This is a genomic window from Rubrivivax albus (assembly GCF_004016515.1).
Lineage (GTDB): Bacteria > Pseudomonadota > Gammaproteobacteria > Burkholderiales > Burkholderiaceae_C > Rubrivivax > Rubrivivax albus.
The window spans coordinates 47337-61314 of the sequence record NZ_SACT01000002.1; the positions used below are offsets into that span (position 1 = coordinate 47337).

The window sequence follows — 13978 nt, forward strand, 5'->3', positions numbered from 1 at the left end:
TCAACCTGGATCCGACAGCGCATGAACACCTCCACCGCCCTCTCGGTTCGCGACCCCTGGTCGCTGGTGCCGTCGCTTGGCAACCTGGACGCGTACATCAGCGCCGTCAACCGGCTGCCGATGCTGACGCCGCAGGAGGAAGGCTCGCTGGCGCGTCGTTTGCGCGACCACGGCGACATCGAGGCCGCCGGGCGTCTGGTGCTGTCGCACCTGCGGCTGGTGGTGTCCATCTCGCGCCAGTACCTGGGCTACGGTTTGCCCCAGGGCGATCTGATCCAGGAAGGCAACGTGGGCCTGATGAAGGCGGTCAAGCGCTTCGACCCGGAGCAGGGTGTGCGCCTGGTCAGCTACGCGATGCACTGGATCAAGGCCGAGATCCACGAGTACATCCTGCGCAACTGGCGCATGGTCAAGGTGGCCACCACCAAGGCGCAGCGCAAGCTGTTCTTCAACCTGCGCTCGATGAAGCAGGCGCTCAAGCAAGGCCAGGGCGATGCGGCCGATGCCGACAGCTACCGCAGCACGCTGACGCCGTCCGAGGTGGCACGGATGGCAGGTGAACTGAACGTCAAGCCGGAGGAAGTGGTCGAGATGGAGACCCGCCTGTCCGGCGGCGACGTGGCGCTCGATCCACCTGCTGACGACGGTGACGAGGCCTACACCCCCATCGCGTACCTGGCCGACGACCGAGGCGAGCCGACACGGGCCCTGGAGGCCCGCCACCGCGACTGGCTGGCCGGCGACGGCATCGGCCAGGCGCTGGAGGTGCTCGACGCACGCAGCCGCCGCATCGTCGAGGAGCGCTGGCTGAAGGTCAACGACGACGGCAGCGGCGGCATGACGCTGCACGAACTGGCCGCCGAGTACGGCGTCAGCGCCGAGCGGATCCGCCAGATCGAGGTGGCGGCAATGAAGAAGATGCGCAAGGCGCTGGAGACCGTCGAGGCGCTCTGACAACGGGCGACAGGGACGGTCTCGCGTCCGGATGCTCCCACGGCCCGGCTTGCAGGCCGGGCCGCTTCGCCATGCGCAAAAACCGTCCGCAGGCACGGTTCTGCGTCAAGGCTCAGCCCCTCGGCTTTTCGTCGAGCAGGATCTTCAGGTCGTGCGCCAGCGCCTCGGGCCCGGTGCCGTAGCGCGTGAACAGGCGAACACGGCCCTGGCGGTCGTAGACGTAGCTGGCCGCCGTGTGGTCGATGGTGTAGGTGGTCTCGGTCTTGCCGGGCACCTTGGCGTAGTAGACCTTGAAGGCCTTGGCCGCCGCCTTGATCTGCGCCTCGTCGCCGTGCAGCGCGACGATGTCGGTGCCGAAGCTGCCGACGTAGGACTTCAGCACCGCGGGCGTGTCGCGCGCCGGGTCCACCGAGACGAAGATGCCCTGCACGTCGGCCCCGGCCGGCCCCAGCAGTTGCTTGGCCGCCGCCAGTTCCGCCAGCGTTGTCGGGCAGACGTCCGGGCACTGCGTGAAGCCGAAGAAGACCACCACCACCTTGCCGCGGAAGTCGGCCAATGAGCGGACTTGGCCGTCTGCGTCGGGCAGGTTCAGTTCCCGGGCGTAGTCGGCGCCGGTGATGTCCACCGACTTGAAGGCCGGCGCACCGTTGCCGACCTGGTCGCAGCCGGCCAGCGCCAGCACGGCGGCACCGCACAACAGCGCGCGACGGATCTTCAGGACAGCCATGGCATCAGGTAGTGGTCGAGCAGCAGCGCCGCGAACAGCAGCGACAGGTGCCAGATGGAGAAGCGGAACGTGCGGCGGGCCAGGGCATCGCTGTACTCGCGCCACAGCTGCCAGCCGTAGGCGATGAACATGCCGCCAAGCACGATGGCCGCGGCCAGGTAGATCGCGCCGCTCATGCCCTGGATGAAGGGCAGCAGCGTGGCCGCGAACAGCACCAGCGTGTACAGCAGCACCTGCAGCCGCGTGAACTCGGGGCCGTGCGTCACCGGGAGCATCGGCAGGCCGGCGCGGCGGTAGTCCTCGGCACGGTACAGCGCCAGCGCCCAGAAGTGCGGCGGCGTCCAGAGGAAGATGATCAGGAACAGGATCCAGGCCTCGGGCCCGGTGTCTCCCCGGATGGCCGCCCAGCCCAGCACCGGCGGCATGGCACCCGACGCGCCACCGATGACGATGTTCTGCGGCGTCAGCGGCTTGAGCACCACCGTGTAGACGATGGCGTAGCCCACGAAGGTGGCCAGCGTCAGCCACATCGTCAGCGCATTGACGCCCCAGAGCAGCAGTGCACTGCCCGCGGCGCACAACAGCGTGGAGAACAGCAGCGCCTGCGTGGTGCTCAGTTCGCCCTTGGCCGTAGGCCGCCAGGCGGTGCGCGCCATGCGGCGGTCGATCTGCTGCTCGACCAGGCAGTTGAACGCCGCCGCCGCGCTGGCCACCAGCCAGATGCCGGCACAGGACAGGCCAACGGCTGTCCAATCAGGCCAGCCGGGCTCGGCCAGCAGCATGCCGATCAGCGCGCAGAAGACGATGAGCTGGATCACCCGCGGCTTGGTCAGGGCTACGTACTGGCTCCAGCGCGAGCCGGCGGGCGGTGTGGTGACGGCGGTGGTGGACATGGCCTCGAGATCTTCCTGGCGGTCAGGCCACCGCGGGCCGCAGCGCGGCCCCATGTCGGGCGGCCTTGGTGCCCAGGCTGGCCCGCGCATGCAGGTTCACCAGCCACCCGACCAGGGCCGCCGCGCCGGCGGTATGGCCCAGGGCCGCCAGCAGCGGCCAGCCGAGCACGACGTTGGACAGTCCGCTGGCGATCTGGAGCACGAGCAAGGCCCCGAGCACGCGGGCCTCGCTGCGGGCGCCGGCTCGCGCCAGACGCCAGACCAGCCAGAGCAGAACCGCGGTCACGACCAGCGCGAACAGGCGGTGCACGAAGTGGATGGCCACCAGGGCCGGGAACTCGATCAGCCCGCCGGCACCGTCCTGTCCCAGGTGGCGCAGCAGCGTGAAGCCGGCTTCGTAATCCGCCTGCGGCCACCACTGCCCGTTGCAGGTGGGAAAGCCGCTGCAGGCGAGCACCGCATAGTTGGTGCTGACCCAGCCGCCCAGCGCCACCTGGACCCCGACGACCACCAGCCCGGCCAGCAGGCCACGACGCAGCATCCCATCGGCCGGCAGCGGCGACGCACGGAAGCGAGCGAGTTGGTGAACCAGCAGCGCCAGCAGCACGAGGCCGCCGATCAGGTGCAGCGTGACGATGGCTGGATAGAGCTTCAGCGTGACCGTGTACTTGCCAAACAGGCCTTGCACGATCACCCAGGCCAGCGTGGCCGACGCCCACCACGGGGAATGCGGGAGTTCGCGGCGGGCCAACCACGAGAACGCCGCCAGCACCAGGATCAACGCGCCGACGGTCATCGCCAGGTAGCGGTGGACCATCTCGATCCAGGCCTTGGAGAACGTGACCGGGCCGGTGGGCATGGCGGTCTGCGCGGCGTGGATCTCCTCGTGTGCGCCCAGCGGGCTGGCACTGCCGTAGCACCCGGGCCAGTCCGGGCAGCCGAGGCCGGAATCGGTCAGCCGCGTGAAGGCGCCGAAGACGATGAGGTCGAAAGTCAGGAACAGGGTCAGCGCCGTCAGCGCCGCAACACGGGCGCGCGGGTTGCTCCGGCGCTGGCGCAGCCACCACCAGGACAGCGGCAGCAGCGCCAGCAGCGCCGCCAGCAGCAGCAGCTGCACCGTGGGGGCGAGATCGACGACGGGCACATTGGCGTCCACGGTGTCACTCCCGTCCGGCCCGGTCCCAGGACGACGAGGCGCGCAGCAGGCGGTCGAGGTCGCGCTTGACCTGCTGCGGCGTGGGGTCGGCCGGCATGCGCATCATCCATTCGCCCATGGGGTCGACGATGTAGAGATGGTCGCCCAGGGCCTGACCGTCCGCCGGCGCCAGCCAGCGGGCCAGGACGGCCCGGTCCACGCGCAGCATCCAGACCGGGCCCGTGGCTTCGACGGCCTCGCGCAGCGCCTGAGCCGGGGTGCCGCCGTCGGTGATCAGCCAGACGCGGTCGACACGGTCGCGCTCGCGCCCCAGCATTTCGCGCAGCTGTCGCTGCATGTACAGGTGCTTCTCGCAAGAGGCGTCACAGGCGGCGTCACCCACGGTGACAAGCAGCCACTGGCCACGCAGCGCCGCCGGGGCAACCGCCGCACCGTCGATGGCCTGCAGGGCCAGGTCTGCCGGCCACCCGCGCGACGGCTGGATCAACGTGCCGTAGTTGGTGCGGCCGTCCGGCCGGATCACGTAGTACGTGAAGTACGAGGCGATGACCGGGGCCGCGCAGGCCAGCAGCACGAGCAGCAGCCGCAGTCGGCCGCCGAGCACGCGCGAACGGCGGTCGGCCAGCGACGGCTGCGGCATCGAATGCACGGTGAAGCTCAGGGCTTCAGGTGCGGCTTGCCCAGCGGGGGCGGAGGACTCGGAACCAGACATGCAGGGCAAGGATCAGCGCGCAGAGCGCAAACCACTGGAAAGCGTAGCCGTAGTGCTTGTGCACGTCGACCGCGGGCAACGGCCAGTCGCGCCGCAGGCCGTCGTCGGCCGGTGAGGTCTGCAGCAACAGCAGCGGCCGCAGGCGCAGGCCACTTTCGGTGGCGTAAGACAGCAGGTCAAGATTCTGCCGGATCGGGCCGGTATCCGCGCCGTCGAAGGCATACAACCGTGCCACGCCGCGGGCCAAACGTCCCTCGACGGTCACCCGGCCCTCAGGCGTCTGCAGCGGCGCCAGACGGGTTCGGTCCTCGAAGTCGCGGGGGCGCCAACCACGTTGCACCATCAACGCCGTGCCATCGTCTAGCACCAGCGGGGTCAGCACGTAGAAGCCCGGGCGGCCATCCATCTGGCGGTTGTCCAGGTGCACGGTCCGTGCCGGCAGCCAGGTGCCGCTCACCCGAGCCCGCCGATGGTCCTGCGCGTCGGCAGCGGGAGCCGTCATCGCCAGCGCAGCGGCCCCGTCGAGCGGCGTCTCCTGCCCACGGACTTCGATCGCCGCCTGCAGCGCCTCCTTCTGCGCGGCCCGGTCGAGTTGCCACACGCCCAGGCGGGCGGTCAGCACGGCGCCGCCCACCGTGGCCAGCAGCAGCAAGGCCCGGCGCCAGCGGCTCATCGCCCCCCCGGCGGATAATCGGGTCCGATGAAAACGATCATCGTCGTGATGCTGGTGGCCGTGCTCGGCGCACTGGCCAGTGCCGGCCTGCTGATGCTGCGCAAGGGCCGTGCGCCCGACGACACCAACCGGCCGATGGCGCGGGCGCTGGCGCTGCGCGTGGCGCTGTCCATCGCGCTGTTCCTGTTCGTGCTGCTGTCTTGGTACATGGGGTGGGTGAAGCCGGGGGGGGTGCCCATCGGCTCCTGAGCCGGAAAAACAAAGCGCCGCCCGCGGCGGCGCTCGTTCCGGGCGTTGGGCCTCAGAGCCAGTACACGAGGAAGTACAGGCCCAGCCAGACCACGTCCACGAAGTGCCAGTACCAGGCCGCCCCTTCGAAGCCGAAATGACGTTGCGGCGTGAAGTGGCCCTTCATCAGGCGCAGCGTGATGAAGAGCAGCATCAGCATGCCGACCAGCACGTGGAAGCCGTGGAAGCCGGTGAGCATGAAGAAGGTGCTGCCGAAGATGCCGGAGCTGAGCTTGAGGTTCAGGTCACGGTAGGCGTGCATGTACTCGTAGGCCTGCACGCCGACGAAGGTGGCGCCCAGGATCACGGTGATCCACATCCAGAAGATCGTCTTCGCGCGCTGGTTGGCGATCAGCGCGTGGTGCGCGATCGTCAGCGTCAGGCCGGAGGTCAGCAGCAGCGCGGTGTTGATGGTCGGCAGCGGCCACGGGCCCATGGTCTGGAAAGGCTCGACGGTGCCGGCCGGCGACGCCGTCGCCCCGCCACCCGCGCTGGGCCAGATGGCCTTGAAATCGGGCCACAGGATCTGGTGATCCAGGTTACCGAGCATGGGCAGCGCGTGCACGCGGGCCCAGTACAGCGCGCCGAAGAAGGCCGCGAAGAACATCACCTCCGAGAAGATGAACCAGCTCATGCTCCAGCGGAAGCTGACGTCGATGCGGTCGGAGTACAGCCCGCCCTCGCTCTCGGCGATGGCGTCGCGGAACCACTGGAACAGCACGCTGAGCCAGATCACCACACCCAGCAGCAGCGAGTACGCACCCCAGCCGGCGCCATTGACCCACTGGCCGGCACCCAGGATGACGAAGAACATGCCCAGCGCCACCATCGCCGGATGGCGCGATGGACCGGGGACGAAGTAGTACGGGGTGCTGCCCGCAGGGGTCGTGGCCGCCATGGAACGTTCTCTCCTCGAAGCGAAATCCGATTGTCTTTGAATGGGTCAGCCGGCCACGCCGCTGCTGATCACCCAGCGCACGATCAGCACCAGGGTCAGCACGAACAACGCCGCGCCGATGATGCCGGCGACGATCACGTGCACCGGGTTGAGTTTCTGGATGTCCTGCTGATAGCCGGCGCCCTTGCGCAGGCCGATGAAGGACCAGGCCACCGCCTTGACCGTCTGACCGAAGGACAGCGGGCGCTGTGCCGCGTGTTTCAGGTCCTGCGTCACAGGCGCGCTCCGTCCGCCGGCGCGCGGGCCAGACCACCTTCGGGCGCCGCCGGCACCTTGCCGCCGACCTCGAAGAAGGTGTAGGACAACGTGATGGTGGTCACGTCCTTGGGCAGCTTGGGGTCGATGACGAAGACCACGGGCCACTCCTTGGCCTCGCCCGGCTGCAGCACGTACTCGTTGAAGCAGAAGCACTCCAGCTTGGTGAAGTGCGGCGACGCCTGCCGTGGCGCATAGCTGGGGATGGCCTGCGCGGCCATCGTCCGGTTCTGCACGTTGCGGAAGGTGTACATCACGGTCGCGAGTTCACCCGGGTGCACCTGCACCGACGACGCAGCCGGCTTGAAGTCCCAAGGGCCGCGCGCGTTGGCATCGAATTCCACGGTGATGGTGCGCGTGGTGTCGACCTGCGTGTTGCCCTTGGCCTTGCTGCCGCCCAGCCAACCCTGCGAGATGCGCTGTTCCGACACCGACAGCACGTTGATGCCCAGGGCATCGCAGATGGCGCGGTACATCGGCACCAGGGCGTAGCCGAAGCCGAACATCAGCACCACGATCACCGCCAGCTTGCCCAGCATGCGGCGGTTGTCGGTGCCGACGGTGGCGGCCGTCGAGGCGGGGTCGCGCTCGGACATGATCGGCTCAGTTCGGCCCCAGGAAGGCGATCTTGGCCACGAAGCCCAGCGCGAAGACCAGCGCCACCGAGGCCAGGATCAGCCCCAGGCGGACATTGGCCTTGCGCTGGCGTTCGTCCATCGTGTTCACCTCAGCCGACCACCTTGGTGGCGGTCGCGTCGAGCTTCGGCGGGGTCTCGAAGGTATGCCAGGGGGCCGGCGACGGCACTTCCCACTCCAGGCCCTCGGCACCGCGACCGTCCGGGTCGTTCCAGGGGCGCTGCGGCGCCTTCTCGCCCTTGCCCTGCATCATCGGCAGCACGATGAAGAAGAAGAAGTAGACCTGCATCAGACCGAAGCCGAAGGCACCCACCGAGGCGATCGCGTTGAAATCGGCGAACTGCATCGGGTAGTCGGCATAGCGGCGCGGCATGCCGGCCAGGCCGAGGAAGTGCATCGGGAAGAAGGTGATGTTGAAGAAGATCAGCGAGCCCCAGAAGTGGATCTTGCCGCGCGTCTCGGAGAACATCACACCGGTCCACTTCGGGCCCCAGTAGTACACGCCGGCGAACAGCGCGAACAGCGAGCCGGCCACCAGCACGTAGTGGAAGTGCGCCACCACGTAGTAGGTGTCCTGCAGCTGGATGTCGATCGGCGCCATGGCCAGGATCAGGCCGGTGAAACCGCCCATCGAGAACACGAACAGGAAGCCGACCGCCCACAGCATCGGCACCTCGAAGGTCATCTCGCCCTTCCACATCGTGGCCAGCCAGTTGAAGATCTTCACGCCCGTGGGCACCGCGATCAGCATCGTCGCGTACATGAAGAACAGCTGGCCGGTGACCGGCATGCCGGTCGTGTACATGTGGTGCGCCCAGACGATGAACGACAGGATCGCGATCGACGCCGTGGCGTAGACCATCGACGCATAGCCGAACAGCTTCTTGCGCGAGAAGGCCGGGATGATGGCGCTGACGATGCCGAACGCCGGCAGGATCATGATGTAGACCTCGGGGTGACCGAAGAACCAGAAGATGTGCTGGTACATCACCGGGTCACCACCGCCGGCGGGGTTGAAGAAGCTGGTGCCGAAGTGGCGGTCGGTCAGCGTCATCGTGATCGCGCCGGCGAGCACCGGCATCACCGCGATCAGCAGGTAGGCCGTGATCAGCCAGGTCCAGCAGAACAGCGGCATCTTCATCAGCGTCATGCCCGGCGCGCGCATGTTCAGGATCGTGACGATGATGTTGATCGAGCCCATGATCGAGCTCGCGCCGAGGATGTGCATCGCGAAGATGCCGGCGTCCATCGACGGGCCCATCTGCAGCGTCAGCGGCGCGTAGAGCGTCCAGCCAGCCGCCGGCGCACCGCCGGGCATGAAGAACGACGCCACCAGCATCAGGGCCGCCGGGATCATCAGCCAGAAGCTGAGGTTGTTCATGCGCGCGAACGCCATGTCCGCGGCACCGATCTGCAGCGGGATCATCCAGTTCGCGAAGCCCACGAAGGCCGGCATGATGGCGCCGAACACCATGATCAGGCCGTGCATCGTGGTCAGCTGGTTGAACAGCTGCGGGTTCACGTACTGCAGGCCGGGCTGGAACAGCTCGGCGCGGATGCCCAACGCCAGCACGCCGCCGATCATCAGCATCGTGAACGAGAACAACAGGTACATCGTGCCGATGTCCTTGTGGTTCGTCGCGAAGACCCAGCGGCGCCAGCCGGTCGGGTGATGGTCGTGCGCGTGGTCGTCGTGCGCGTGACCGCCGTGGTGGTCGAGGACTGCACTCATGCGATTCTCCTGGGCGGATGCTGGATTACTTGCGGGCAGCCACGATCTCGGCAGGCTGCACGAGCTTGCCGGTCTGGTTGCTCCACGAATTCTTCGTGTAGGTGATGACGGCGGCGATCTCGGTGTCCGAGAGCTGGCGCCAGGCCGGCATCGCGCCGTTGGCCGCACCGTTGAGCAAGATCTGGATCTGCGCGGCCGGGTCGTTCAGCACCAGCGCGCTGCCGTCCAGGGCCTTGATCGGGCCTGCGCCCTTGCCGTTGGCCTGGTGGCAGGCCTGGCAGTTGGCCTGGTAGACCTTCTCGCCACGGGCCACCAGATCGGCCAGTTCCCAGACCTTGCTCGGGTCGTCGGCCAGCGCCTGCATTTCCTTCATCTTGCCGTCCACCCAGGCGGTGTACTCGGCCTGCGTCACCACCTTCACGTGGATCGGCATGTAGGCGTGCTCCTTGCCGCAGAGCTCGGCGCACTGGCCATAGAAGTCGCCGGTCTTGTTGGCCTTGAACCAGGTGTCTCGCACGAAACCGGGGATGGCGTCCTGCTTGACGCCCAGCGACGGCACCATCCAGGCGTGGATCACGTCGTTGGCGGTGGTGACGATGCGGACCTTCTTGTCCACCGGCACCACCAGCGGGTTGTCCACCTTCAGCAGGTAGTCGTCGCCCTGGGGCGCGCCGGCGTCGGACATCTCGCGGTGGCTGTTGTCCAGCGTCGACAGGAAGCCGATGCCTTCGCCTTCACCCTTGAGGTAGTCGTAGCCCCACTTCCACTGGTAGCCGGTGGCCTTGACCGTGATGTCGGCGTTGGACGTGTCCTTCTGCGCCACCACCGTGCGCGTGGCCATCGCGCCCATCGCGATCACGATGATGAACGGCACGATGGTCCAGGCGATCTCGACCGTCAGGCTCTCGTGGAAGTTGGCCGCCTTGTGGCCGACCGACTTGCGGTGCTTGAGGATGGAATAGAACATCACGCCGAACACGGCGACGAAGATCGCCAGGCAGATGATCAGCATCATCCAGTGCAGCCATTGCTGCTGCTCGGCGATCTGGCTCGCCGGCGGGTGCAGGTTGAGCTGGTTGACGGCCGGGCCGCCCGGCAGGTCGTTCACCTGCGCCAGGGCCGATGCAGCCCAACCGGCCAGCATGCCGCCGGCAGCGACGCGACGCAGCAGTTTCATCGTTGTCGTGATCATCGTTGCGATTCCAGTTCCGATTCCTGTGTCTCCAGCGGCGGCAGCCCCGACTGCGCCCGGCGCAGCGCCCGGCGCAGTTCCTGCGCCAGGGCCGCCCGATGTTCCGGCCGCACGAAGCGGCCGATCTGGATGCGCCGGCCCTCACCGGCCAATTCCACCAGCGAACCCTGCGCCTGCGCGGGTTCGACGCTCAACCATTCCGCGCGGAAGTCCGCGCGCTCCACCTGCGGGCCTAGCCAGCGCTCCACCACCAGTAGCCGCCCGCTGAGCGTGACGGTCTCGCGGTCAGCCGCGTGGCGCGCGTAGATCACCAGCGCCAAACCCACCAGCAGCACTTCCACGCCGGCAAACGCCATCACGAACGGCGCGCCGTGCCACCAGAACGCGGCGCCGATCACCAGCGACACGGCACACAGCGACAGGTAGACGCCGATCAGCTGGCGCGGCGTGATAGAGCAGTTGCGCCGCAGCACCCATTGCAGCCCCTCGCGCCCGTTGGCCGCAGACATCACCCGCCCGAACCGCCACGCAGGCGCGGCCGCGGGGGCCGGCCAGGGGGAAGGGGCGGTGACGGTGCTCATCGACACGGAACGGGCTGCAGTGGTTCGATCCTCGGCCTGATCTTCGGCATTCACCTGACACGGTCAGGGGTACCAAATATCAGTCTCGGCTAATTCTATGCGCTTCGACCTGGATCAAACCAGAGATCAACGGCGGAGTATAGATCGCATGGCTTCCAGCTCCACCCGCGTCTCGCCCGACACGGGCACCTTGAGCCGTCCGCGCATGGCATGACCGTAGACGATCTCGAAGGCCATCGCCGGCTTGGCGCCATCGGCTGGCGTCAGCGCGCTCAGAAGTTCGCGCTGCCAGCGGGGCGTGCGCAGACCGGGCCAGCGGCCGGGGTCGGCGTTGCCGCCCAGGCTGCGCAGTTCCTGCAGCAGCGCCGCCGCATCGGGCCAGGTGAGGGTCAGGGTTTCCTGGTCCATCACCGGTTCGGCAAAGCCGGCCTCGACCAGCATGTCGCCGAGATCGTGCATGTCCACCAGCGCGGCGGCCGCTGGTGGCCAGCCGGCCGCCGCGTAGTGCTGGCGCAGCGCCGGCAGCGTGCCCGGGCCCACGGTGGTGAACATCAGCACGCCATCCACCGGCAGCACGCGGTGCCAGCGCCGCATCTCGACCAGCGGATCCGCGCACCAGTGCAGCCCCATGTTCGCCCACAGCAGGTCGCCAGCATCGGACGGCAGCGACACCGCCGGCGTCAGCGCGGCAGCGGCCTGCCGCCGCCACGGCAACCACCGGGACGGCGTCGGCACGGCTGCAGACTCCGTCGCCTCTGGGTCCACACGCACGATCTCCGCCTTCGGGCAGGCCCGCTTCAGCAGCGGCAGGCTGGACCCATCGCGCCCGTACCAGTCGACGATGCGCAGCGGCGGGCGACGGAAGATCGGCAGGCGCTCCACCATGCGGCGCGCGACCTCGCCGTGCAGCCAGGGCGGCTGAGCGGCCGCCGCCAGACGGCGCCGGATGCGCCGCAGTGCCGCATCGTCGACCGCGCGCCGGGTCGGGGGGGCACGCATCGGATCGGCCATGCGGGTCAGTATATTGGCCGCCTCCATGCCGCCGCTGCCACGTATCGACCCGACCCGCCTGCCCGGCCAGTGCGAAAGCTGCCGGCGCTGGACGCGTGGACGGCTGTGCGGCGACTGCGGGCCACGGACGTCCGCCACGCGCTGCCTCGGCTGTGGTCTGCGGCTGGCCACGGACGACGCACACTGCGGAGCGTGCATGGCACATCCCCTGCCCTTACAGCGCTGCCACTGCGCCGTGGACTACCGCGCACCGTGGGACCAACTGATCGTGCAGTTCAAGTACCACGGCGCCGTGGACCTGGCGGCCGCGCTGGCCGCACGCCTGGCCGACGCCGTGCCCGCCGCCGATGCCGCGACCGTCGACCTCGTGCTGCCGATACCGCTCAGCCGGCAGCGGCTGGCCCAGCGCGGCTACAACCAGGCCTGGGAACTCGCACGCCGCGTCGCGCGGCGGCACCGGCGTAGGGCCGACGCACACCTGCTGCAGCGCCCGCTGGAGCGCGACCCGCAGGCCGGGCTGGACCGCGCCGAACGCCGACGCAACCTGCGTGGGGTGTTTGCCGTGCCGCAGCCGCAGCGCGTGGCCGGGCGCCACCTGGCGCTGGTGGACGACGTGATGACCACCGGCGCCACGTTGGCCGAGGCAGCGCAGACGCTGCACGACGCGGGCGCCGCGTCGGTCCAGGCCTGGGTGCTGGCCCGTACGCCCTGAACGACGATCTCCCATGTTCCACATCGTGCTCGTCGCGCCGGAGATCCCGCCGAACACCGGCAACGTCATCCGCCTAGCCGCCAACACCGGCTGCACCCTGCACCTGGTGGAACCGCTGGGTTTCTCGATGGACGACAAGCTGCTGCGCCGCGCCGGGCTGGACTACCACGAGTTCGCACCGGTGCAGCGCCACGGCGACTGGGCGGCGCTGTGTGCCGCGGTCGGCGGTGACCCTGCCCGGCGCTTCGCCTTCACCACCCGCGGCAGCCGTCCGTTCGGACAGGTGGCCTGGCAACCGGGCGACTGGCTGGTCTTCGGCAGCGAGTCCAGTGGCCTGGCCCCTGAGCTGCGCGAGCGCTTCCCCGCTGCGCAGCGCGTGCGCCTGCCCATGCGCCCGGCCCAGCGCAGCCTGAACCTGAGCAATGCGGTCGCGGTGGCTGTCTTCGAGGCCTGGCGCCAGCAGGGTTACGCCGGCGGCGGCTGAATCGCTTCCGGACGCGTCGGGCGCCCCATCAGGCGGGACATGGCCTGTCCAGGTGTCAGGCGCCCTTCGAGCACCTCGACCACGGCCTCGGTGATCGGCATCTCGACGCCGAGCGAACGCGCCCGGGCCAGCACGGTGGCCGCGCTGTAGACGCCTTCGGCGACGTGGCCGAGTTCGGCCAGGATGCGCGGCAGGTCCAGGCCCTGCGCGAGCAACAGGCCCACACGCCGGTTGCGCGACAGGTCGCCGGTGGCCGTCAGCACCAGGTCGCCCAGGCCCGACAGCCCCATGAAGGTCTCGGCCCGCGCGCCGAGCGCCAGCCCGAGCCGCGTCATCTCCGCGAGCCCGCGGGTGACCAGGGCCGCTCGCGCATTGAGCCCCGGCTGGGGCATGCCGTCGACGATGCCGGTGGCGATGGCCAGCACGTTCTTCACCGCACCGCCCACCTCCACGCCCACCACGTCGTCGCTGCTGTAGACGCGCAGGCTGTCGCCGTGGAAGGCCTGCACGGCGGCCGCGGAAAGTTCGGCATCGGCGCTGGCCGCCACCAGGGCCGTGGGCTGGCCGCGGGCCACTTCCAGCGCAAAACTCGGACCCGAGATCACGCCGCAGGGCGCATCGGGGCGTTCCTCGCGCGCCACCTCGTGGCCAAGGCATCCGCTGCCCTGCTCGAAGCCCTTGCACAGCCACAGCAGGCCGCGTTGGTCGGGCACGGCCCGGAGCAGACCGCGCAGCGCGGCCATGGGTGTGGCCACCACGGTCAGGCCGCCGACCCCATGGGCCAGGGCCTCGTGACGATCAGCCGTGATGCGCAGCGCCGCCGGCAGCGGCTCGCCGGGCAGGTAGCGGGTGTTCTCGCGGCCGAGGCTCATCGCCTCGGCCTGCGCCGCGTCGCGTGCCCACAGCACCACATCGTGGCGTGCCGCGGCGGCCATGGCCAGGGCCGTGCCCCAGGCACCGGCCCCGAGCATGGCGATGCGCATGGCGAGGTGGGACGCTGCGGCGCCGCGGCGC

Annotated in this window: 18 protein-coding genes; 4 read left to right on the plus strand and 14 right to left on the minus strand. The window is 69.1% G+C overall.

Annotated features, from left to right (window positions below):
• Positions 1–21: 21 nt before the first annotated feature.
• Complete coding sequence (rpoH, locus tag ENE75_RS06400) at positions 22–954, plus strand: RNA polymerase sigma factor RpoH (protein ID WP_128196980.1); 933 nt, start codon at positions 22–24, stop codon at positions 952–954.
• A gap of 112 nt (positions 955–1066) precedes the next feature.
• Here the strand turns inward: rpoH and ENE75_RS06405 are convergent, their stop codons facing one another.
• From ENE75_RS06405 to ENE75_RS06425, 5 genes are read right to left on the minus strand one after another with little or no spacing between them, the layout of a single operon-like run.
• Positions 1067–1681, minus strand: coding sequence for an SCO family protein (locus tag ENE75_RS06405; RefSeq protein ID WP_128196983.1), 615 nt, complete (start codon positions 1679–1681; stop codon positions 1067–1069).
• Entirely contained in the window at positions 1669–2574 is a 906-nt protein-coding gene (gene cyoE / locus ENE75_RS06410; RefSeq protein WP_128196985.1) for a heme o synthase, read from the minus strand. Before cyoE ends, ENE75_RS06405 begins: the two co-directional genes overlap by 13 nt.
• Before the next feature lie 22 nt (positions 2575–2596).
• Entirely contained in the window at positions 2597–3730 is a 1134-nt protein-coding gene (locus ENE75_RS06415) for a COX15/CtaA family protein (protein ID WP_128196987.1), read from the minus strand.
• Positions 3731–3734: 4 nt separating this feature from the next.
• Entirely contained in the window at positions 3735–4442 is a 708-nt protein-coding gene (locus tag ENE75_RS06420) for an SCO family protein (RefSeq protein WP_128196989.1), read from the minus strand.
• The gene (locus ENE75_RS06425) at positions 4396–5094 is read right to left on the minus strand and encodes an SURF1 family protein (protein WP_310733621.1); all 699 of its coding nucleotides are present in this window, start codon (positions 5092–5094) and stop codon (positions 4396–4398) included. The genes ENE75_RS06420 and ENE75_RS06425 overlap by 47 nt, the downstream gene beginning before the upstream one ends.
• Positions 5095–5142: 48 nt before the next feature.
• Between ENE75_RS06425 and ENE75_RS06430 the strand changes: the two genes are divergently transcribed.
• On the plus strand, positions 5143–5364 hold the full coding sequence (locus tag ENE75_RS06430; protein WP_128196993.1) for a DUF2909 domain-containing protein: 222 nt from the start codon (positions 5143–5145) through the stop codon (positions 5362–5364).
• Positions 5365–5416: 52 nt separating this feature from the next.
• Here the strand turns inward: ENE75_RS06430 and ENE75_RS06435 are convergent, their stop codons facing one another.
• From ENE75_RS06435 to ENE75_RS06465, 8 genes are all read right to left on the minus strand, one after another.
• Positions 5417–6301: a cytochrome c oxidase subunit 3 gene (locus ENE75_RS06435; protein ID WP_128196996.1), complete on the minus strand. Its 885-nt coding sequence runs from the start codon at positions 6299–6301 to the stop codon at positions 5417–5419.
• 45 nt (positions 6302–6346) lie between these two features.
• Entirely contained in the window at positions 6347–6577 is a 231-nt protein-coding gene (locus ENE75_RS06440; RefSeq protein WP_128196998.1) for a DUF2970 domain-containing protein, read from the minus strand.
• Positions 6574–7212, minus strand: a complete 639-nt coding sequence (locus ENE75_RS06445; RefSeq protein WP_128197001.1) for a cytochrome c oxidase assembly protein — start codon at positions 7210–7212, stop codon at positions 6574–6576. Before ENE75_RS06445 ends, ENE75_RS06440 begins: the two co-directional genes overlap by 4 nt.
• A 7-nt stretch (positions 7213–7219) precedes the next feature.
• On the minus strand, positions 7220–7333 hold the full coding sequence (locus ENE75_RS25250; protein WP_233258962.1) for a cytochrome oxidase small assembly protein: 114 nt from the start codon (positions 7331–7333) through the stop codon (positions 7220–7222).
• A gap of 10 nt (positions 7334–7343) precedes the next feature.
• A complete protein-coding gene (gene ctaD / locus ENE75_RS06450; protein ID WP_128197003.1) occupies positions 7344–8984 on the minus strand; it encodes a cytochrome c oxidase subunit I in 1641 nt (546 codons plus the stop codon).
• Positions 8985–9009: 25 nt separating this feature from the next.
• Positions 9010–10176, minus strand: a complete 1167-nt coding sequence (gene coxB / locus ENE75_RS06455; RefSeq protein ID WP_128197006.1) for a cytochrome c oxidase subunit II — start codon at positions 10174–10176, stop codon at positions 9010–9012.
• Positions 10173–10757: a DUF2244 domain-containing protein gene (locus ENE75_RS06460; RefSeq protein WP_128197008.1), complete on the minus strand. Its 585-nt coding sequence runs from the start codon at positions 10755–10757 to the stop codon at positions 10173–10175. Before ENE75_RS06460 ends, coxB begins: the two co-directional genes overlap by 4 nt.
• 126 nt (positions 10758–10883) lie before the next feature.
• On the minus strand, positions 10884–11756 hold the full coding sequence (locus tag ENE75_RS06465) for a methyltransferase domain-containing protein (protein WP_233258963.1): 873 nt from the start codon (positions 11754–11756) through the stop codon (positions 10884–10886).
• A 208-nt stretch (positions 11757–11964) separates the two neighbouring features.
• Between ENE75_RS06465 and ENE75_RS06470 the strand changes: the two genes are divergently transcribed.
• The gene (locus tag ENE75_RS06470) at positions 11965–12480 is read left to right on the plus strand and encodes a ComF family protein (RefSeq protein ID WP_233258964.1); all 516 of its coding nucleotides are present in this window, start codon (positions 11965–11967) and stop codon (positions 12478–12480) included.
• A 13-nt stretch (positions 12481–12493) separates the two neighbouring features.
• Positions 12494–12964, plus strand: a complete 471-nt coding sequence (locus ENE75_RS06475; RefSeq protein WP_128197016.1) for a tRNA (cytidine(34)-2'-O)-methyltransferase — start codon at positions 12494–12496, stop codon at positions 12962–12964.
• On the opposite strand, the gene ENE75_RS06480 is transcribed toward ENE75_RS06475, so the two are convergent.
• Positions 12946–13947 (minus strand): NAD(P)H-dependent glycerol-3-phosphate dehydrogenase, encoded by a 1002-nt coding sequence (locus ENE75_RS06480; RefSeq protein ID WP_128197019.1) that lies wholly within the window; start codon positions 13945–13947, stop codon positions 12946–12948. The genes ENE75_RS06475 and ENE75_RS06480 overlap by 19 nt on opposite strands.
• Positions 13948–13978 lie beyond the last annotated feature (31 nt).

Bases quoted from the DNA above. Each gene is read 5' to 3' on its own strand.
- ENE75_RS06470 (WP_233258964.1), top strand. From the start codon at position 11,965: ATGGCACATCCCCTGCCCTTACAGCGCTGCCACTGCGCCGTGGACTAC.
- ENE75_RS06430 (WP_128196993.1), top strand. From the start codon at position 5,143: ATGAAAACGATCATCGTCGTGATGCTGGTGGCCGTGCTCGGCGCACTG.
- ENE75_RS25250 (WP_233258962.1), bottom strand. From the start codon at position 7,333: ATGGACGAACGCCAGCGCAAGGCCAATGTCCGCCTGGGGCTGATCCTG.
- ENE75_RS06445 (WP_128197001.1), bottom strand. From the start codon at position 7,212: ATGTCCGAGCGCGACCCCGCCTCGACGGCCGCCACCGTCGGCACCGAC.
- ENE75_RS06420 (WP_128196989.1), bottom strand. From the start codon at position 4,442: ATGTCTGGTTCCGAGTCCTCCGCCCCCGCTGGGCAAGCCGCACCTGAA.
- ENE75_RS06405 (WP_128196983.1), bottom strand. From the start codon at position 1,681: ATGGCTGTCCTGAAGATCCGTCGCGCGCTGTTGTGCGGTGCCGCCGTG.
- ENE75_RS06435 (WP_128196996.1), bottom strand. From the start codon at position 6,301: ATGGCGGCCACGACCCCTGCGGGCAGCACCCCGTACTACTTCGTCCCC.
- ENE75_RS06465 (WP_233258963.1), bottom strand. From the start codon at position 11,756: ATGCGTGCCCCCCCGACCCGGCGCGCGGTCGACGATGCGGCACTGCGG.
- ENE75_RS06480 (WP_128197019.1), bottom strand. From the start codon at position 13,947: ATGCGCATCGCCATGCTCGGGGCCGGTGCCTGGGGCACGGCCCTGGCC.
- cyoE (WP_128196985.1), bottom strand. From the start codon at position 2,574: ATGTCCACCACCGCCGTCACCACACCGCCCGCCGGCTCGCGCTGGAGC.
- ENE75_RS06475 (WP_128197016.1), top strand. From the start codon at position 12,494: ATGTTCCACATCGTGCTCGTCGCGCCGGAGATCCCGCCGAACACCGGC.
- coxB (WP_128197006.1), bottom strand. From the start codon at position 10,176: ATGATCACGACAACGATGAAACTGCTGCGTCGCGTCGCTGCCGGCGGC.
- rpoH (WP_128196980.1), top strand. From the start codon at position 22: ATGAACACCTCCACCGCCCTCTCGGTTCGCGACCCCTGGTCGCTGGTG.
- ctaD (WP_128197003.1), bottom strand. From the start codon at position 8,984: ATGAGTGCAGTCCTCGACCACCACGGCGGTCACGCGCACGACGACCAC.
- ENE75_RS06460 (WP_128197008.1), bottom strand. From the start codon at position 10,757: ATGAGCACCGTCACCGCCCCTTCCCCCTGGCCGGCCCCCGCGGCCGCG.